The organism is Gilliamella sp. B3464 (assembly GCF_026536145.1).
In the GTDB taxonomy this organism is placed as follows: domain Bacteria; phylum Pseudomonadota; class Gammaproteobacteria; order Enterobacterales; family Orbaceae; genus Gilliamella.
Map to the genome: position 1 here is coordinate 71,338 of NZ_JAFNOQ010000010.1, position 19,550 is coordinate 90,887.

The window sequence follows — 19,550 nt, forward strand, 5'->3', positions numbered from 1 at the left end:
TCAGTAAAAAATCATAGCGTTTATTTGTGTTCTTGAGGTTGTGATAATGTGAGCTTAGCATAACGAATTAAAGTTTCAGAAATATTTTGCATTACACTACTTTCTGGCGCAAAACGATGCCAATAGAGCATACGTCTTTGATACAAGCCTTCGGTTAAGTTAACTAATTCACCATTTTTTAACTCTTGTTCAACTTGTAACATAGGAATCATACAACAGGCTGAACCTTGTTTAGCAAGTTGTACAAACGCTTCTGATGAACTGGTAATATGACAAATTACACTACCCGGTGTTAAGTTAAAATTTTCCTGTAAAAAAGCTTGATGCATATCATCTAAATGGTCAAAAGCAACAGCTGGTGCTTTGAGTAAAGATGATCGTGTCACACCATTTGGAAAGTATTTTTTGGCAAAATCAGGCGAAGCGACAAAAATGTAGTCGAGAGCACCAAGTAAATCAGATAAACAACCAGGTAAAGGATTAGCTTGAATACTAATTGCAGCAACGACCGTACCTAAACGCAACAGCTCTAAAGTATGCTCTTCATCTTTAATTTGTATATCAAATCGAAGAATATTTTTATCTAAAACTGGTTTTAAAGCCGGTAACACCCATGTAGCCAAAGAATCTGCATTAATCGCAATAGACAATGACAAAGGCGTGGTATTTTGTTCATTATCGCCTAACCATTGTTGTTCTAATAATTCGACCTGATGCAATAATCCTAACAGATGCTCCCCTTGTTTAGTTGCCTTTGGGGGGATTGTTCTCACTAATAGTTGTTGACCAAAAAAGCTTTCTAACTGTTTAATACGTTGTGACACCGCAGGTTGTGTGATACACAATTTATCTGCCGCTCTCTCAAATCCTCGCTCTTTTATTACTGCATCTAAGGCTTGTAATGCTCTATAATCTGGACGCTTCATAATCTCTTTATTAATAAATTGCTCATTGCTTGAATAATCGAGCTATTTTAATTGGCAAAGTTTTAAATAGATCTAAAACTTAAAATATTTTCTAAAAAATACTAATGATTTTTGCTTTCCAATTGGTTACTATGCCATATCTTCAATCATTTTGCTTTTAAAATTTTATTTTTTCGAGAAAATTATATTCTAAATACGGTGATACCATGACACAGGATGAATTAAAAAAAGCCGTCGGCTTTGCAGCGTTAAAATTTGTCAAACCCGATTCATTAGTTGGTGTAGGCACAGGGTCAACTGCATCATATTTTATTGATGCCTTAGCAACAATAAAGGATCAGATTAGAGGAACGGTTTCTAGTTCCGAAGCATCAACCCAAAAATTAAAAGATTATGGGATTCCCGTATTGGATTGTAATGAAGTTGATAGTTTAGATGTATATGTAGATGGTGCCGACGAAATTAATCATCTGTTGCAGATGATAAAAGGTGGAGGAGCCGCGTTAACGCGTGAAAAAATTGTCTCAGCATTATCCAAACAATTTGTGTGTATTGTTGATGAATCAAAAGTTGTCGATGTGCTTGGCAAATTTCCATTACCGGTAGAAGTGATCCCTATGGCGCGTTCTTATGTTGCACGTGAACTATTTAAACTCGGCGGTAAACCAATTTATCGTCAAGGTGTAATCACTGATAATGGCAATGTTATCTTAGATGTTCATGATCTTATCATTGCAAAACCAATGGAATTAGAAAATCGAATTAATAATATTGCTGGCGTTGTAACAGTAGGTCTATTTGCCAACAAAGGGGCTAATGTAGCACTGGTTGGAACCCGTTCAGGTGTAAAAGAAATTACACCGAGCTATTAGTTATCGCTTAGCTAATACGTTAATTTAAAAAATAAAAATATAACAATAAGCAGCAATAGATATGCTTAAATAAAGAGAGGAAAAAAATGGTTGTTCAGGCGTTAAGCAAAGATGATAATAAATTTTTATTACTCGAAGGTGTCCATCAAAGTGCAATTGATACATTAAAATCTGCAGGCTTTACCAACATTGAATATCATAAAGGTGCCCTATCGCCATCGGAGCTTCAACAAGCAATAAAAGATGCGCGATTTATTGGAATCCGATCAAGAACGCATTTAACCAAAGACATCATAGATGCAGCACCAAAACTTGCCGGAATTGGTTGTTTTTGTATTGGTACCAATCAAGTCGATCTAGATACAGCTGCCGTTAAAGGTATTCCGGTATTTAATGCACCATTTTCTAATACTCGATCGGTTGCTGAGCTGGTATTAGCCGAGGCAATTTTATTACTTCGTCGTGTACCCGAAGCCAATGCTAAAGCACATCAAGGAAAGTGGAATAAGATTGCAACTGGTTCTCATGAAGCTCGTGGTAAAAATTTAGGCATCATTGGTTATGGGCATATTGGCAGTCAATTAAGCGTTTTAGCGGAATCTTTAGGGATGAACGTCTATTTTTACGATATTGAAACCAAATTACCATTAGGTAATGCCAAACAAATTTCAACCATGAAGGAGTTGTTGCAATTAAGTGACATTGTTAGCTTACATGTCCCCGAAAATTCAACAACAATTAATATGATTAGTCAAAATGAAATTGATATGATGAAGTCCGACGCCATTCTTATCAATGCCTCTCGTGGTAAAGTTATCGATCTTGATGCATTAACTCAAGCACTACAAAGTCATAAATTAAGTGGCGCGGCTATCGATGTGTTTCCTACTGAACCGGCCACCAATAGCGATCCATTTGAATCACCTTTGTGCAAATTTGATAATGTCATCATAACGCCTCATATTGGTGGTTCAACCACTGAAGCTCAAGAAAACATTGGTATTGAAGTGGCAACAAAACTGGCTAAATACTCCGACACAGGTGCTACCTTGTCCGCTGTAAATTTTCCTGAAGCATCATTACCGATTCCGGCAAAAGGATCTAGCCGTTTTATCAACATACACAATAACCAACCCGGCGTATTGACAGCAATTAATACATTATTTGCAGAACAAGGATTGAATATCTCGGCTCAGTATTTACAGACCGATCCCAAAATTGGTTATGTTGTTATTGATATTGAAAGAGTAGAACAAAATAAAGCTGAAGAATTATTAGTTAAACTCAAAAGTGTACCAGGCACAATTAGAGCAAGATTACTCTTTTAAATAATAAAATAGGCTAATAACGTGCTTAGAATAAAATATAGTCTATTTATAGTATAAAGGGGATTGATGAATTCTAAATCCCCTTAATCAATGAAATTAGCCTAATCTAAAATCACGATAACATGATTCTTTTTTGGCTAAACTCAGTAGCTTGTAAAGCTGTGTGAAATCAGCGCTTACCATTAAATATAAAATGTAGTTTTTAATGACTACTAATAAGTAATACAATTTTAAAAAAGTTATCTTAATAAAATAACGTTATTTTTTGGGTTGTGGTTGTATAGCAAATTAGTTATCCATTACTTTTACTTTGATAACGTTAATGTTGCGCTCAACGAATGCATCATAGTATTTATCATCTAAGTTATCATCAGTGATAATAGTATCAACAGCACTTAAATCACATACAACATTGGGGCTACGTCGCCCAAACTTTGAAGAATCTGCTAACAAAATTAATTTAGCAGCAGCTTTACTCATGGCAACACTGCCATGATAACTTTCATTAAATGTGGTTACACCTCCAACTAAATCTACACCATCAGCCCCCATAAAAAGTTTATCAAAAGTGTAACATTCAAAGGCTGCAATTGCTGAGGCATTATTATTATGAAATGATGCCGATTTTCGCCGGAAAGTGCCCCCCGTTAATATTATGGTTTGGTCGTTATCATTAGCAACTAATTCATTAACCATATGTAAACTATTGGTCATAATAGTAAGATTATTGAATCGGGCAAGCATTGGAATCATCTGGGCAACGGTACTACCTGCATCAAAAATAATCGAATCGCCCTCATGAATCAATTTTGCCGCTTCTTTAGCTATCGCTTTTTTTTGCGCAGTATTGATATAAGTTTTATGATCAATCGCCCTATCACCAATTTCCCTATTTAACATAGCCCCACCATAAGTACGCAGGACTAAACCACTTTCATTTAGTTGTGTAAGGTCTTTGCGAATAGTGGTACCTGTTGTTTTAAAATGGGCGACCAATTCATCAACACTGACTTGCCCATGATTTTGTAGATATTCTAAAATAGCTGTTTGCCGTTGCTTTACTTTCATACCCAGTTACCACCACTTATCATTGTTAACCAACAAAATAAATTTATTTTAAAAAATATTATACTTCATTATGAAAGAAAATACTTTTCAAAATAAAAGTTATTTATTTGTTGTTAATGCAATAGTAAGCGCGCTTTGTGAGGCAAGATCATAGGGAAAAATGTTTTCTGGAATAATATTCGATACCAACATCCCATGTAACTGTGGAATGGGTTTAGGTAAAGCAAACACGGTAATACCTTTCATGCGGACTGAATCAATCACGACCTGATTTTTGTCTAACGATACCGCAATTAAAACCCTTGGTTTAAAACGTTTGGTTTTACTTCGACCAACGCCTAAATACGCCCCTTTTTTTAAAGCTAAAAAAGCTTGATTAAAACGGCGAATTTGCAACCAACTAAATACAATTTGAATACACCAAGCAATTAAAGCAACAATAATAAAAGTGGTTGTCATATTCATATGCGCTTTTCCAGTATTGATTGAGTTAAACAGAGTGCGAAAGCATTAAACTTGCTTTCGCACTTTATTTTAACTAGAACATCACTTGACCGCCAGTAATGTTAATTGATTGCCCAGTACAATAAGAGGCTTTGTCACTTGCATAAAATAACAGTACATTGAGCACATCTTGATAATCACACCCCCGTTTAAGTGGCACTTTATCAATATATACTTGCTCAACTTCACTCTCTGGAATGCCTAATTTTTTAGCATATTGTGGAATTAGCGATTGAAACATAGGTGATTTAAGCAAATTACCTAACATTAATGAGTTAACAGTAATGCCATGATCAGCAAGATCCAGGGCCAAAGATTGAGTTAAGCCAACACCACCAAATTTAGCCGCACTATATCCTGAATTATGTTTGCTTCCAACTTTACCTGATTTGGAATTAATTTGAATAATTCGCCCCGCTGTTTTATGTTCAATCATTACTTTGGCAAATTCCCGCGCACATAAAAAATAACCGGTGAGATTAACATTTACTGACAATTGAAAATCATTTAATGCAAAATTGGTAATTGGCGCTGCTCTGGCAATACCTGCACTGTAAACCATCAAATCAAGACGTTTAAAACAACTATTAACATCTTGAGCTAATTGGATAACACTTTCTTCGTTGGTCGCATCGACACCAAAACCTTTAGCCGTACCTGAACCATGTTTTTGATTAATTGCTTGAGCTACTTTATTAGCATTATCTATATTTAAATCAGCGACAACAACTTGATAACCAGCATCAGCAATACCATGACATAAAAATTCACCGAGTGTTTGCCCACCACCTATAATGACCGCGACTTGTTTCATTTTTATATTCCTTCATTACTTAAAATTTTAATTTCATCATTTACATTAAGTTGAATTGGCAGTTTACCTTGTACATGCACTGTACCTGGCAATTCCGCTTGCTGATTACCATCAAACCTTAATGTGATATGACCTAATTCACGAAAATTAACGCTAGCAACATCACCAACAGAGGTGATTTGATAAATATGATTACCTAATTGTAATGATTGACCCACGGCGAGTTCCTGTTTTAAATCATCATGATTATGAATAAAACAGTAATCAGCTAAATCTGCTGGTGCGCCTTGTTTGAATAATATCAGCATCCCATCAGCTAAAGTAGCTTGCGCAAAGTCACCAATTTGATTAATAGTTGAATGATAAATAACCTTTGACATTATTAACCTTCTTTCTTCTTTAATGTGCGTTTATTCATTTCAAACTAGACAAAAGATCACAGCTTAAATATCTAGTTTTTCCCACAAATTATTGATAGATAAATAACGATACCGCCCAAGCAATAAGCACGGTTGGGGCGCCTGTTAAAAATCGACTAACCAAAACAGACGGTACGCCAACTCTAACCGTGTCTTGTTTAGCTTCGGCAAGTGATAAACCGACAGGAATAAAATCACATGCAGCTTGTGCATTAATTGCAAAAAGCGCAGGCAAAGCTAAATGCGGCGGAATATTGCCTAGCCCTATTTGTACACCAACTAAGGTACCAATGACTTGTGCAATAACGGCTCCAGGACCTAAAAATGGCGAAAGCAATGGGAAAGAACAAATTAAAGCTAAAATGACTAACCCAATGGGGTTATTGGCTAAAGGAACCAAACCATGAGCAATAAAATCACCTAATCCTGATGCAATAATGATACCGATTAAAGCTGATACAAAAGCCATAAAAGGTAAAATCGTTTTAAGGACAGTGTCGATAGTATCGCGACCAGCTTGGAAAAAAACGGCCACTCCCGATCCCATTCCTATGCCGATTTTGGCCAGTAAACCATCACTCTGTTCAGTAATTTTTTTACTACTGTCATAGTGTTTAAACTCAGAATCTTTATTAGCTTTAGCTTGCTGCGTTTGCGTGACAGAACTCTCTTTAACTGTCTGTGAGTCCTTATCGATTAATTTAATGTTATTAGGTTTTACCGCAGAAACATAAATATCTTCAACAATATATTGAGCCAAGGGACCGGATTTACCTGTAGCATGAATATTAATCGTAGGTACACGATTTTTTGGGTAAATACCACAACGTAACGTACCACCACAATCAATTACTGCAACACCGATTTCCTCTTTTGCTGGCTCACCTTCTTTAAAACCATCAATCGCTTCCCAACCCGTTAGTTGAACTAAAGTATCAACGATTGCCGGTCTTGTTCCTGCTGCAATGTAGACAATCTTTTTTCCTTCGATTACAGGTAGTTCCAAAGGGCCACCCCAACCTGCTTCGCCTTTTTCTATTCGAATAAATTTAGCCATTTTCGTTTCCTCTTTATCTTGATAGATGAATGTTATAGATGCACTTCTCTATCTAATTTAATCCCCATTTTTCTTTCAAAGACGGCAGTACAAAAATCGGTAATCCAACCTCGAAAGAAGTTTGTGACCAAACCAACAAGAAAATAACTAACCGCTAATGGACCTAATGGAAGATTCAACGTTGTTAGTCCAGCAGCAATACCTAAATACACAAACAGCTCACCAGGATTAACATGAGGAAAAAGTCCATTCATCGAGTGACAGCTATAAGAAGAAGCAGCATAGTAACTTGGCTTGTAATACTCTGGCATAAAACGCCCTAAACTTAATGTCATCGGATTACAAAAAACAAAGGTTCCAATTAATGGTAGTAGTAAGTACCGAGAAATTGGATTACCAGCGCAAGCCTGTGCTAGGCGTTCTATGCGATCTTGCCCAATAAATTTAATTACTGCATTCATCACAACCAGTAAAGAGATTAATAACGGTAAAATTCCTGTTACCATTCCTACTAATACTTTACCTCCCTCTTGGAATAGCCCTATAAACCATTCAGCACCAAATGAAATAGCGTCAATCATATTGCCTCCTATTAAGTTAAACTTTGTCGACATATTAACAACATTAAAAGAAAAAACTTTTATATAGATCACAATTTGAAACATTTTCTTTCATTTTGAAAGAAAATGTTTCAAAAAAAATGGGAGAACATAAAACAAGACAAAAATAATAGTTTGCTGAAATAGCAGTAATAGCTAAAAATAGTTGATTTTCATTGGACATTAACGCTGAGTTGGCGTAATTTTATATAAGAAAATTTATTTATTATTTAACCGAGGAGAATGTGTTATGGCTAAAACGACTAACTCTACAAAAAGCGCCAAAAAACTTCAACAAGCAGCAATTTTATTCCCAACTGATTTAGGTGAAAAAGCATCAAAAGATATCTCTAGTGCTATGAATTCAGTATTAGCAGATGTATTTGCTTTATATTTAAAAACTAAAAACTTCCATTGGCATGTAAGCGGTCCTCATTTTCGTGATTATCACTTAATGTTAGATGATCATGGTGAAGAATTATTTGCGATGACTGATCCTATCGCTGAACGCGTGCGTAAATTAGGTGGAACCACCCTTCGTTCAATCGGTCATATTTCAAAATTACAAAGTATTTCTGATAATGATGCTGATTTTGTTGAACCATCAGATATGCTTGCTGAACTTTGCCAAGATAATATTAAACTTACATCTCGTATGCGTGAAGCACACGATATTTGCGATAAATATAATGATACCGCTACAGCAAGCTTAATCGAAGAGTGGATCGATCAAACTGAAAGACGTGCTTGGTTCTTATTTGAAACAGGTCGTAAAATGGATTCTTCTGGTCATTAATATTTGTTATATTTAATAATAAATAACAATAATTAAGAGACACAAACTGTGTCTCTTAATTTTATAAGATATTAGGGAGAATAGAAAATGAGTAAAAAAATTGCGGTATTAGTAGGTAGTTTACGCAAGGATTCTTTTAACTTAAAAGTCGCAAAAATATTTCAAGAAATTGCACCTCCATCACTCTCATTAAAACTAATTTCTATTGGTGATTTGCCTTTATATAATGAAGATATTGACACCGATACACCACCTTCATCTTACACCCGTTTTCGTCAAGAAATCGCAGCATGCCAAGGCGTTATTTTTGTCACACCTGAGTATAATCGAGGCTTACCAGCTGTTATCAAAAATGCTTTAGATGTGGGTTCTCGTCCTTACGGTAAAAGCGTTTGGTCGAAAAAACCAGCAGCAGTTGTTTCTGTTTCACAAGGTGCAATCGGTGGATTTGGTGCAAATCATCAATTACGCCAATCTTTAGTATTTTTAGATATGCCGACACTACAACAACCCGAAGCTTATATTGGTAATATCAATTCATCATTCGATGAAAACGGCAATATAACGGCAAAAACTAAAGAATTCCTTTCTCTAATCATTAATAGCTATGCAAGTTGGGTTGAAAAACTCAATTAATAGTCCTTTATTTCCGTATTCACAGCCAATATAATTGGCTGTGAATATTTCGCCATTAAGTTAATGCCTTTACATGCCAATATTTTTTCCTAATTGTGAACAAGAATTATTACAACGAGCTGAATTAGCAGCTGGTTATACTTTTGCTGATATCGCAAAATATTTGAATATGCCGATGCCACAAAATCTTACTAAACAAAAAGGTTGGGTTGGCAATCTAATTGAAACTTTTTTGGGAGCAAATGCAGGTAGTAAGGCCGAACGGGATTTTGCTAGTTTAGGCATTGAACTTAAAACCATTCCCATTGATAACCAAGGAAAACCTTTAGAAACCACTTTTGTTAGTGTAGCCCCTTTGATGGCAAACCACGGGGTCATTTGGGAAACAAGTCATGTCAAATATAAATTGACTAAAGTGCTTTGGATCCCAATACAAGGAGAAAGAACTATTGCATTGGCAGATCGCAAAGTTGGTCGTCCTATTTTGTGGATGCCATCCCCTCAACAAGAACAACAGCTAAAACAAGATTGGCAAGAACTGATGGATATGATCACTCTTGGCCAAGTTGAAAAAATTACAGCTCGCTATGGAACCTATTTACAAATTCGCCCCAAAGCGGCTAACGGTCGTGCATTAACAGAAGCAATTGGTGAAAATGGTCAAATTATTTTAACTCGACCTCGCGGTTTTTATTTAAAAAAGTCATTTACTTGGAAAATTTTAAATAACGCAATTAAATAATATTACCACTCAGTTATTTTAATAAATGCAGTAATAAATACCATTAATTTACCACCAACAATATGATTGATAACACTGTAATGATTATCAAACTCTCTGTCCTATTTTTTACCAATCTTCTCACTTTGTTATTTAACTACACCTTATTTTTTACGAAAGCGATTTAGGTGGGATCAATTGTGTCAACAAAAAACAGACTAAGGATATTTTTAAGCATAATACTTGTCTGATTTTTACCTTAGGACTATCAGCGGTATTGCTGAAAAGTTATCTATTGCTAAAAAAGGTATTGTTATTTTCACTAAAAAAATATTCCAACATTTAAACAATGTGTTTAAATTATTAGCTCAAAACGTGTTGCGGCTATCACTATAATGGTCTTTTTTACTAACAAGTTACTGTTGGTTGTATTGTATGCTTTTTACTAAAATTATTAGCGTTGTTACCATTTTCACTATCGCATTGATATGCTGCATAAATGCATAACAAATTTTATTTATAACAGATAAAACAGCGTCCATATTTGGTAATTTTACTGCTAATGTTAAAGGTACATTATTGCCGCTGTTATTAGTGGTTTGCCATTGTATATTTTACGGTGCTGGTTTTGCCATTTTTTGTTTTATCAGGCATTAAAGAAAAAGTTTTACCAAAAACGGATTGTGCAAGCTTATCGTTGTTCATAAAATTATTAGTTAAATTATTCAAGTGACAGTAAAAGAGTTATCAGTTTTATTAAGCTGATAACTCAAATACATCTAATGATTAGGCAAATCACCGACCCAAAAGTCGATTTATAGTGAATTAATTTATTTGATATTGAACATTAATATTTTTGAGTTGCGTTGATAATTGTAAAGTTGTTTCTTTTTAATCGGCAAATCATCAACTTCAGCTGGATTGAACCCTTTTTCTCTAAACCAATGAATACTCCGGGTTGTGAGTACAAAAATTTTTTCCAATCCTAGATTAGTGGCGCTTTCAGCGATTTTTTCGATCAACAGATCGCCGCGCGATGAATTTCGATACTGCGGATGGATAGCAACGCAAGCCATTTCGCCCATTTTTTCTTCGGGATATGGATAAAGTGCTGCACAACCAATAGTCATATTATCACGTTGAATGATTGTAAATTTATCAATTTCCATCTCTAACTGTTCTCGTGAACGTTTAACTAAAATGCCTTGTTCTTCAAGTGGACGAATAAGTTCTAAAATACCACCAATATCGTTGATTGTTGCTGTGCGAATTTGTTCAGAATGTTGCATTGCTACTTGTGTACCAATGCCATCACGCGAGAATAGTTCTTGCAAAATTGCGCCATCGACTAAATAACTGACTAAATGACTTCGTCTTACGCCATTGCGACAAGCTTTCGATGCTGCCCGTAAAAATCGAGCTTCGCTCGAAAGTGGCTTTCCATGCTGTTCTTTTTGATTAACATAGTTATCAGCATCAATAGGAAAAAGATCTGTAATTACTTTACCCTGTTCGTCAAGCACACCCTGTTCAGCGCAAAAACTAATTAATTTATCGGCTTTCAAACGTATTGCAACTTCGGCTGCAACATCTTCTGAAGATAAATTAAAACTTTCCCCTGTTACCGATACCCCCACAGGTCCAAGTAATACAATTGAACCGCGATTTAATTGCTCATCTATCGCTTCAAAGTTAATTCGGCGAATTTTGCCTGTATGGCAATAATCAATACCATCATCAACACCAAGTGGCTGAGCAATAACAAAATTGCCACTTACCACATTAATATGCGCACCTTGTAATGGCGTATTATTTAAGCACATTGATAGACTGGCTGTAATATTGAGCTGCAATAGCCCTGTAACTTGTTTAACAATATCTAGCGTGTTGGCATCAGTAATTCGCGTATTCTTATGATAGTTAGGTTCAATATTATGATGTTTAAGTGATTCGTCAATTTGATTACGTGCACCATTAACAATGACCAGTTTTATACCAAGACTGTAAAGCAACCCGATATCACTAATAATGCTTGAATAATTATTACTTTTTAATACCGCGCCTGTTAATAAAATTACAAACGTTTTTCCATGATGAGCATTGATATAAGGTACTGAATGTCTTAGCCCTTCGACTAATTCAGTTGTTCTTTCTTTCATCTTAATCACCGTTATCAAAATGAATATTTATTCATATTTATTGTAATTTTATTTATTTTTAATTTAATGGCAAGTAATATTTTCAAAATCGATTAAAAGCTAAAAATTAGACAAATTAAGATCAACGAACATAAATTGATCATAACTGTATTTAACAATAACCACTAAGACCAACCATATTGATTAACAAATGCAGTGATAAACTTGAACTTTAAACCATAGCATCAAATAGGCATGCTTTTTTTAAGCATGCCTTATCATGTTTCATGATTATTAGACAGACAACCCAATAGGTTTAAGAAATGATCTATAAATTATTTTTTGATTGAGCAACTTTTTAATTATTTATCCGTAATTGTATGCGATACGTTAAAAACGGTTCGGTAACGCATCAATACAACAATAGCCAATATGGTACCAATCCCCGCTATTATGGCATCACTCAACATAACATAACGTAAACCCAAATTAGTTGATACCCAGCCAATTAAAAACGGGATTATGGCGGTTGCAATACTGGAAGAAGTAAAAAATATACCCAGCACTTTACCCTTACCTGATGGAAAAAATTCAGCCATGGTGGTGAGTGCAAGTTGTAAAACGCCGCCTGCCGCAGTAAAACCAAGTACAAAACCACCGATCATACATAATGCAGGGGTTGGGTTAAAATACATTACTATCAACATGATAGTTGAAAGTAGTGGATAAAACACAACAATATACACAGGTTTAATTAAGCTTTTCACCAAAAGTGAAGTTAAAAATACACTGGCAAGTGTCCCAATACCATAAGAAGAAAAAGCTTGTACTGCACCCGAAGAATCCATACCCGCAACTGTTTGTGAAAAATCTTTTAAACAAGACGAAACCAGATAAAAGGTCGCGGTTGAAGTGAAACCAATGATGATAAAACAGATACCTTCTATCCAAAAATTAGCCTTTTGTTTTAAAACAGGCGTTGTTTTTTCATTTTTTTCTAGATTCTCTAGCTCTTGCTCTGGCGTGAGTTTGTGGTTTGGAAAAGGCATCTTAAACACTATCAATGCATTTAACCCTAAAATAACGCAACAAAAAATGAATGACCAACCATAATATGCTTGGTTAGCCATAATCATGCCGACAATGATAGGCAACAAGGATTGCCCTGCTGCAATAGCTGCTTTAATTAAAATAGATGCTGAGCCCGGTGATTTAGGAAAAGCTTCCATAAGCGCTGGATAAGTACCGGCATCAAGTGTTGAGTTGGCAATGCCACCTAAAATAGCAAACATAAAGGCAATTTGTACACTCGGGCTAACTAAAATTCCTAGTAGAAAACCGATATAAAACAATCCACCTAAAACAATGAAGGGTTTACGACCAAGTCTGTCGGATAACGATCCCATAATAAATAATACTAATAATCGGCCTATACCCAATCCCATCATCACGTTGTAAACACTTTGCTTTGCTTCGCTGATCAAATTTAATTGTACTGCCGTGAGTACCTCTTTATTTAAAGTAAACAGATAAGCAGATTGTGGGTTAAATTGAGCAGCTAAATAATCAATATTTAATCCCAAAATAATCGCGCCCATTCCATGCACAAAGTAGTTGATATATAAACAACTTGCTGTGCCCCAATATCGGTTTTTCATTCCTCAATTCCTATATATATCAAAAAGGTATTATTTTTAATTTTGTTTTAATATTGAACACAAATACTTAAATCAATCATTATATTTTTGTAATATCAATAACGTTTTTAAATCGATAAAAAACAATTGAACCTAAGATTAAACTTAATGACGCAATAAAAAAATCAATCAAAATTGCATAACTAACATCAATCATAGCAAGTTTTGGCACAATCAGTGGAATAACCACAAAAGATAATCCACTAAAAGTATACATACAACCAACAGCAAGTCCTTTACGGCTTGGAAACATTTGTTGCATTACCACTAAAGTTAATTGAAGTACACCACCGGCTGCGGTAAATCCCATACCAATTGCTGCAATAACGCACATAACAGGTGAAATATTAAAATAAAAAATAATCAGAACAATAGCTGACAATGCAGGTAATATTATGATGCAAAAGATAGGTTTCAAAAAATGTTTAACGACAAAAGCAGTCACAAATACCGATATAATCGATGCGGTACTGTAATAGCTAATTAATTGTTTAGCATCAAGGTCACTCATATTTACGCCTTCAGTTGCAATAGTTGGCAACCATTGCAAAATAATGACAAATGTTGCTGTTGTAGTAAATCCCATAATGATCAATAAAATGCCTTCAAATGCAAATTTAGGATGGCTTTTGAAATAGTTCTCTGAACCTTGGCCACCTTTAATTGAAGTATCTTTGTGAGGAAATTTTTTAGGTAATAATAATATGCCATTTATCACTAAATAGGCCGTAAAGCCAAGAAAAGCCCAACCATACCAAATTTGATTAGTGTCAAAAAAAGTAACGATAAAAGGAAGTACTAAAGTCCCAATAGAAATAAACGCTTTTATTAACACACTTGCTGAACCGGCAGAACTTGGAAAGCATTCAGTCAATGCAGGCATGGAACCTGTGTCTAAAAAAGAATTCCCCGCCCCAACTGCAATGGCCAGACAAAAAGCGAGATGAATGTTGGTACAAAATATCATACCAATAAAGAAAACCGCGTAACACGCCATACCGAGGAAAATAAAAAGCTTACGACCAAATTTATCTGAAAGTATTCCACCAACAAACATTAAAAAGATTTTTCCAATACCTATACCTGAAGCAACATAGCCTAATCCAATAAGATCAGTGTTAAGCTGTTTTGTAAGATCAATGGAAAATTGCATAATCACAATTAGTGCAATACTTTGAATGATATAATTAGCGTAAATAGACCCGACAATTCCATAAGAATTGACTTTTAACGTATCCATTTGTCGTACTCCATATTTGAAATATATTTAAAACTAAACTGTTAATCGAATTCAATATACAAGTATTAATATTAATCTAAAAGCGATAACTATTAATTTATTAAGAATATTTTACTGATATTACTTTACCAACTCTATGATGGTAAACAAAACCAATAGATGAGGCAGATAAATTAATAAAACCCGATAACTTTTCATAAAAAATACCACATAATAATGTGGTATTTTATCTAGGTTTAGGCAAAACAAGTTGATTAATTATTCAACATTTCAAGCATTTGGCTTAAAATTTGATGTTCATCTTGATCGACATTAACAACATAATGGGCGGCATCATGATATAAAGGCAATCGTTCCGCTACGACTTTTTCCATTTCATCTACAATTGATAAACCCGTAAGAGAAGGACGCTGAGCAATATTTGGATCTTTCATTAAACGAGCTGCTAACGTCGCCGCTGGCGCAGAAAGAAAGATAACAATACCATTTTGTTTCATAAATTGGCGATTATGATCCGCTAAAACCATTCCACCACCTGTAGCAATGACCCGATTAGGTTTTGCTGTATCAATCAGTACTTGGCTTTCTCTTGCCCTAAACCCTTCCCAGCCCTCTTTTTCAACAATTTCGGCCACTGTTTTTTGGGTGGTTTCGAGTAAATGACAATCTGTATCAATGAAAGAAAACGATAGCTTATTTGCTAACATTTTTCCCATTGTTGTTTTGCCAGCTGCTCTTGCGCCGACGAGAAAAATTGGTTTATTCATATTGGGTCCTTTCAGATTGACAGATCTCAGAATATTTTGTCTATGCTAGTGATTCACTTTATCTTTTGCAACATTTTTTTTACATTTAATCTTGTAAAAATAAATACTATTGATTTATATGAATATGTTTTTCATAAAACTGTCAAAGAATGTAAAATAATATTTACACCAATAAGATTATTAAGTCATTCATATTACAAAAAATAACCGCTAGCACAGTTTTTCTAGACCTCGAAAATAAAGTTCAGTGGCAATGGATTGGTGTAATCGCCATTGAATCACATCAAGATCTGGATTGACTTTTTTAAACTCTTCATATGTCATGAAGTAACGAATAGTATTACTGCCAACCCGATCATTAATGCCTTTAATGATAAGATTGATTTTATCGTGGCGAATTTTTTTTAATTCTTGCATCGCTGTTGCTACAAATTCAGGAACAGGCAACTTACCGCTTTCCCAGTCATGCCAAGTTTTAATGTCTGTTTTACCAATATATTCACTCGCTTCTAGCACTTTTAACATCAAAAAACGACGATAAGCTTGCAATTCAAGATTTGTCATAAATACTCCTTGTATTCACATTGTGAAATTACAAAATTCATTAAATTTATATCCAGGCAATCAATATGTCAGAATAATAGAACAATATGATCAATGTTCTAACATACATCAAATTAACATTGATAAGATGTATGTTATTTTTTCAATATTTATTTTGCTGCTAGCGCGTCTATTACCGCTTGTTTTGCTCGTTGAGACAGTTCTTTTCCTGTCCAAATTTTAAATTGTGCATTTGCTTGACCAATAAACATCTCACGACCAGAAATTGATTCCCAGCCCGCGTTGTGAGCTTCTTGTCTAAATTTTGTGTTATAGGGTGTATAAACAATATCATAAGCCAATCCCTTTCCTTTAAACCATGCTTGTTCATAAGGTGTTTGGTCTTCAAATTTTCCTTGCATGCCTAATGGGGTTGAGTTAACAATGATTTGAGCCTCAACTTTGCTACGATCTTCCCAATCAACAATTTTAAGGTTGAACTCTTTGGCTAGTGCTTCGGGTAGTTCTTTAGAAATATCACTAACGGTAATATCGGTATAACCGAGATCCTGCAAACCCACTACAGCAGCGCGAGCTGCGCCCCCAGCGCCTAACAATAAAACCTTTTTATATTCGGCAGGTAATTTTTTTTGTCTTAATGGCTCCATAAAACCAACAATATCAGTATTGTCACCACAAAGCTTGTCACCATCCCAATAAACTAAATTTGCTGCGCCTGCTTTTTTAACATGATCAGTAACATAATCTAAATAAGGAATAATTGTTTGTTTATGAGGAATAGTGACACATAAACCGCGAATATTTAGTAATCGAACCGATTTGAACAGGTTAGGTATCTCTTCTGGAGGCGTTGGAAATGCAACTAATATAGCTGGAATATTATAATCTTGAAACGAAGTAGTGTGAATTAATGGGCTCATTGTATGCCCTAACGGATAACCGATAATGCCATAGATGTCATATGGCTTAAACTGGTTCATATAATCTCCTTGAAAGTTAGAAAATTAAATCAAAAAATATATTTATCATTTAGTATTAAAGCATATTTATTATAAAATAAAACGATTTTTGTATTTAACTAAAGTAAAGCTCGTTATAAAATAGAAGCAAATTGATAGGTACCTTTATCTTTTTATATCAATCGTTGCTCATAGTGAACTTATTTTTAGTCTAAAATAAGATAATACTTGAGAATCTTTGCATAACAGCGTATACTTCGCTACCTCATTATTATGGGTGTAGTGTGAGAGGTTAGACTGCTTCTCAAATAGAACTGCAGCAAACTAAAAGCCTGACGAGGTTAATTCCATTAACATATTACGCCCAAGGCTTAAGCATAGAAATTTCGGAGAATTATTGACATGTCACGAGTATGCCAAGTAACAGGAAAAGGTCCTTTAGTGGGAAATAATCGTTCTCATGCGATGAATGCTACTAAACGTCGTTTTCTACCAAACCTTCAAACTCACCGTTTCTGGATTGAGAGTGAAAAACGTTTTGTAAAATTACGTGTATCAGCTAAAGGTATGCGTACTATCGATAAAAAGGGTATTGATGCAGTTTTAGCTGAACTTCGTGCCCGTGGTGAAAAGTACTAATAAGGAAACCATATCATGGCTAAAGGTGTACGTGAAAAAATTAGATTAGTTTCTTCTGCTGGTACCGGTCATTTTTATACCACTAGCAAAAACAAAAGAACCATGCCTGAAAAGATGGAGATCAAAAAATATGATCCTGTTGTTCGTCAGCATGTTGTTTATAAAGAAGCTAAAATTAAATAGTTTTGTATAAACGAGAAACCCAGCAAATGCTGGGTTTTTTTATATCTATCTAAAAACAAAAAATATAATTAATATCAAAAATATTACATCAATTGATCTTTATCTTCTATTAGAAAATAACCGAGCACTATTTCCGTTATTAATAGTATTATTTTTAAGTCAGTTTATAATTACTACCTGACTAGACGGCTATTTATGATGAATCATCATTTTTCTAGTTAAAATAAAAGCTTCCATTTTTATAAACAGAAGCTTTTGATAGTAATACACTAATACCTAGATTATTTTAAATATTTTTGTTCATAAGCTCTGGCTTTTGTATCATCAAATGCATTTTCCCAACGTGCAATAACAATTGCCGCTAATGCATTACCAACCACATTAACAACAGTTCGACCCATATCTAAAATACGCTCGACTCCCATAATATAGCCTATACCTTCTAGTGGTATACCGACACTTCCGAGTGTTGCAGATAGCACTAATATTGAAGCACCAGGTACGCCAGCAATACCTTTAGAGGCTATCATTAGAGTAATAACAATAATAATTTGATCTATAATGCTTAAATCCATACCAAATAGCTGAGCTAAGAAGATAACGGTAATACTTTGGTATAAAGTCGATCCATCTAAGTTAAATGAATAACCGGTTGGAATAACAAAACTGGTTATCGCTTTAGGCGCGCCATAAGCTTCCATTTTTTCGATGATTTTTGGCAATGCTGTTTCAGAGCTGGCCGTTGAAAATGCAATGACTAATTCTTCTTTTAAAATTCTCAGTAATTTAAAAATACTAAATTTACAGAGTTTACACACAATACCTAATACTACTATGGTAAAAACAATCATTGCCGAATATACGGTCAAAATTAGTTTGAATAGTGGTAATAAAGATTCGAATCCATATTTAGCCACCGTGACAGTAATAAGAGCAAATACCCCAATTGGTGCATAACGCATGATCATATTTGTCACTTTGAACATGGTATCAGAAACAACTTTTAAGAAGAATACAAATGGTTCGCGTTGTTTATCTGGTAAAGACATTAAACCTAAACCAAAAAACACACAGAAGAAAATTACAGGTAAAACCGCGCCATCCGTCATTGCTTTAAAAATATTGGCAGGAATCATGTCTAAAATCATAACAATAAGGCCATGAGGTTTTCCACTTAGTTCCTCCGCTGCTTTTGCATATTTACTCACATCAGTTGTGGCTAAAGTTGAAGAGTCAATACCTGCACCTGGCGCGAAAACATTGCCCCATAAAAGACCCAATAAAATAGCGATGGTAGTAATTATCTCAAAATAGAGTATTGTTTTAAATCCTAACGTCCCTAATCGTTTTGAGCCGCCGATACCTGCAATACCAAGTGTTAATGTACTTAATATAATAGGTAATACAATCATTTTAATTAAACGAATAAAGATATCACCCGCAGGTTGGAAAATATTAACGATAGAGAATTGATAATAAGAATGTAAAGGGTGAGTTGGAACAGAAAGTTCGAACAGATAAGCCCCCATTGCTACACCTAAGATCAAGGCAATTAAAATTTGCCACGCAAGATTTGTTAAAATTTTTTTTATAAAAAATGACATCAAATACTGTTCCTTTTCC

At 34.7% G+C, this 19,550-nt stretch carries 21 protein-coding genes; 7 read left to right on the forward strand and 14 right to left on the reverse strand.

Features of this window, described 5'->3' with window-relative positions:
* Nucleotides 1-20: 20 nt before the first annotated feature.
* Nucleotides 21-926 carry a LysR family transcriptional regulator ArgP gene (locus J3U57_RS10595; RefSeq protein WP_267334285.1) on the reverse strand — a complete coding sequence of 302 codons (906 nt, stop codon included), beginning with the start codon at nt 924-926 and terminating at the stop codon, nt 21-23.
* Between the two features lie 206 nt (nt 927-1,132).
* Here J3U57_RS10595 and rpiA point away from each other — a divergent pair, with 206 nt between their 5' ends.
* Both rpiA and serA read left to right on the forward strand, forming a co-directional pair.
* On the forward strand, nt 1,133-1,798 hold the full coding sequence (gene rpiA / locus J3U57_RS10600; protein ID WP_267334284.1) for a ribose-5-phosphate isomerase RpiA: 666 nt from the start codon (nt 1,133-1,135) through the stop codon (nt 1,796-1,798).
* An 86-nt stretch (nt 1,799-1,884) separates the two neighbouring features.
* The gene (gene serA, locus J3U57_RS10605) at nt 1,885-3,126 is read left to right on the forward strand and encodes a phosphoglycerate dehydrogenase (RefSeq protein WP_267334283.1); all 1,242 of its coding nucleotides are present in this window, start codon (nt 1,885-1,887) and stop codon (nt 3,124-3,126) included.
* Nucleotides 3,127-3,414: 288 nt separating this feature from the next.
* On the opposite strand, the gene srlR is transcribed toward serA, so the two are convergent.
* The 6 genes from srlR to srlA all read right to left on the reverse strand — a co-directional run bounded on the left by srlR (nt 3,415) and on the right by srlA (nt 7,569).
* Nucleotides 3,415-4,194 carry a glucitol operon DNA-binding transcriptional repressor SrlR gene (gene srlR / locus J3U57_RS10610; protein ID WP_267334282.1) on the reverse strand — a complete coding sequence of 260 codons (780 nt, stop codon included), beginning with the start codon at nt 4,192-4,194 and terminating at the stop codon, nt 3,415-3,417.
* A gap of 99 nt (nt 4,195-4,293) precedes the next feature.
* Nucleotides 4,294-4,659, reverse strand: coding sequence for a transcriptional regulator GutM (locus J3U57_RS10615; protein WP_267334281.1), 366 nt, complete (start codon nt 4,657-4,659; stop codon nt 4,294-4,296).
* 73 nt (nt 4,660-4,732) lie between these two features.
* On the reverse strand, nt 4,733-5,512 hold the full coding sequence (srlD, locus tag J3U57_RS10620) for a sorbitol-6-phosphate dehydrogenase (protein WP_267334280.1): 780 nt from the start codon (nt 5,510-5,512) through the stop codon (nt 4,733-4,735).
* 2 nt (nt 5,513-5,514) lie between these two features.
* Nucleotides 5,515-5,892 (reverse strand): PTS glucitol/sorbitol transporter subunit IIA, encoded by a 378-nt coding sequence (srlB, locus tag J3U57_RS10625; protein WP_267334279.1) that lies wholly within the window; start codon nt 5,890-5,892, stop codon nt 5,515-5,517.
* 88 nt (nt 5,893-5,980) lie between these two features.
* Nucleotides 5,981-6,988 carry a PTS glucitol/sorbitol transporter subunit IIB gene (locus tag J3U57_RS10630; RefSeq protein WP_267334278.1) on the reverse strand — a complete coding sequence of 336 codons (1,008 nt, stop codon included), beginning with the start codon at nt 6,986-6,988 and terminating at the stop codon, nt 5,981-5,983.
* 32 nt (nt 6,989-7,020) lie between these two features.
* Nucleotides 7,021-7,569 carry a glucitol/sorbitol-specific PTS transporter subunit IIC gene (srlA, locus tag J3U57_RS10635; RefSeq protein ID WP_065633991.1) on the reverse strand — a complete coding sequence of 183 codons (549 nt, stop codon included), beginning with the start codon at nt 7,567-7,569 and terminating at the stop codon, nt 7,021-7,023.
* Nucleotides 7,570-7,837: 268 nt separating this feature from the next.
* Between srlA and J3U57_RS10640 the strand changes: the two genes are divergently transcribed.
* The 3 genes from J3U57_RS10640 (at nt 7,838) to mutH (ending at nt 9,761) form a co-directional block, all read left to right on the forward strand.
* Nucleotides 7,838-8,383, forward strand: coding sequence for a Dps family protein (locus tag J3U57_RS10640; RefSeq protein WP_065633990.1), 546 nt, complete (start codon nt 7,838-7,840; stop codon nt 8,381-8,383).
* Nucleotides 8,384-8,470: 87 nt separating this feature from the next.
* Nucleotides 8,471-9,019, forward strand: a complete 549-nt coding sequence (locus tag J3U57_RS10645) for an NADPH-dependent FMN reductase (protein ID WP_267344688.1) — start codon at nt 8,471-8,473, stop codon at nt 9,017-9,019.
* 73 nt (nt 9,020-9,092) lie between these two features.
* Complete coding sequence (gene mutH, locus J3U57_RS10650) at nt 9,093-9,761, forward strand: DNA mismatch repair endonuclease MutH (RefSeq protein WP_267334276.1); 669 nt, start codon at nt 9,093-9,095, stop codon at nt 9,759-9,761.
* An 809-nt stretch (nt 9,762-10,570) separates the two neighbouring features.
* On the opposite strand, the gene argA is transcribed toward mutH, so the two are convergent.
* The 6 genes from argA to aroE form a co-directional block, all read right to left on the reverse strand.
* Nucleotides 10,571-11,899: an amino-acid N-acetyltransferase gene (argA, locus tag J3U57_RS10655; RefSeq protein ID WP_267334275.1), complete on the reverse strand. Its 1,329-nt coding sequence runs from the start codon at nt 11,897-11,899 to the stop codon at nt 10,571-10,573.
* A 341-nt stretch (nt 11,900-12,240) separates the two neighbouring features.
* Nucleotides 12,241-13,536 carry an MFS transporter gene (locus J3U57_RS10660; RefSeq protein WP_267334274.1) on the reverse strand — a complete coding sequence of 432 codons (1,296 nt, stop codon included), beginning with the start codon at nt 13,534-13,536 and terminating at the stop codon, nt 12,241-12,243.
* Nucleotides 13,537-13,615: 79 nt separating this feature from the next.
* Nucleotides 13,616-14,815 carry an MFS transporter gene (locus tag J3U57_RS10665; RefSeq protein ID WP_267334273.1) on the reverse strand — a complete coding sequence of 400 codons (1,200 nt, stop codon included), beginning with the start codon at nt 14,813-14,815 and terminating at the stop codon, nt 13,616-13,618.
* 254 nt (nt 14,816-15,069) lie between these two features.
* Nucleotides 15,070-15,582, reverse strand: a complete 513-nt coding sequence (gene aroL / locus J3U57_RS10670; RefSeq protein WP_065633983.1) for a shikimate kinase AroL — start codon at nt 15,580-15,582, stop codon at nt 15,070-15,072.
* Nucleotides 15,583-15,792: 210 nt separating this feature from the next.
* A complete protein-coding gene (locus tag J3U57_RS10675; protein ID WP_267334272.1) occupies nt 15,793-16,146 on the reverse strand; it encodes a DUF1870 family protein in 354 nt (117 codons plus the stop codon).
* A 149-nt stretch (nt 16,147-16,295) separates the two neighbouring features.
* On the reverse strand, nt 16,296-17,126 hold the full coding sequence (gene aroE / locus J3U57_RS10680; RefSeq protein WP_267344689.1) for a shikimate dehydrogenase: 831 nt from the start codon (nt 17,124-17,126) through the stop codon (nt 16,296-16,298).
* 381 nt (nt 17,127-17,507) lie between these two features.
* On the opposite strand from aroE, the gene rpmB reads away from it, so the two are divergent.
* Nucleotides 17,508-17,744: a 50S ribosomal protein L28 gene (gene rpmB / locus J3U57_RS10685; RefSeq protein WP_034884345.1), complete on the forward strand. Its 237-nt coding sequence runs from the start codon at nt 17,508-17,510 to the stop codon at nt 17,742-17,744.
* A 15-nt stretch (nt 17,745-17,759) separates the two neighbouring features.
* The gene (gene rpmG / locus J3U57_RS10690) at nt 17,760-17,927 is read left to right on the forward strand and encodes a 50S ribosomal protein L33 (protein WP_034884348.1); all 168 of its coding nucleotides are present in this window, start codon (nt 17,760-17,762) and stop codon (nt 17,925-17,927) included.
* A 281-nt stretch (nt 17,928-18,208) separates the two neighbouring features.
* Here the strand turns inward: rpmG and gltP are convergent, their stop codons facing one another.
* Nucleotides 18,209-19,519 (reverse strand): glutamate/aspartate:proton symporter GltP, encoded by a 1,311-nt coding sequence (gene gltP / locus J3U57_RS10695; RefSeq protein WP_065634049.1) that lies wholly within the window; start codon nt 19,517-19,519, stop codon nt 18,209-18,211.
* Between the last annotated feature and the right edge of the window lie 31 nt (nt 19,520-19,550).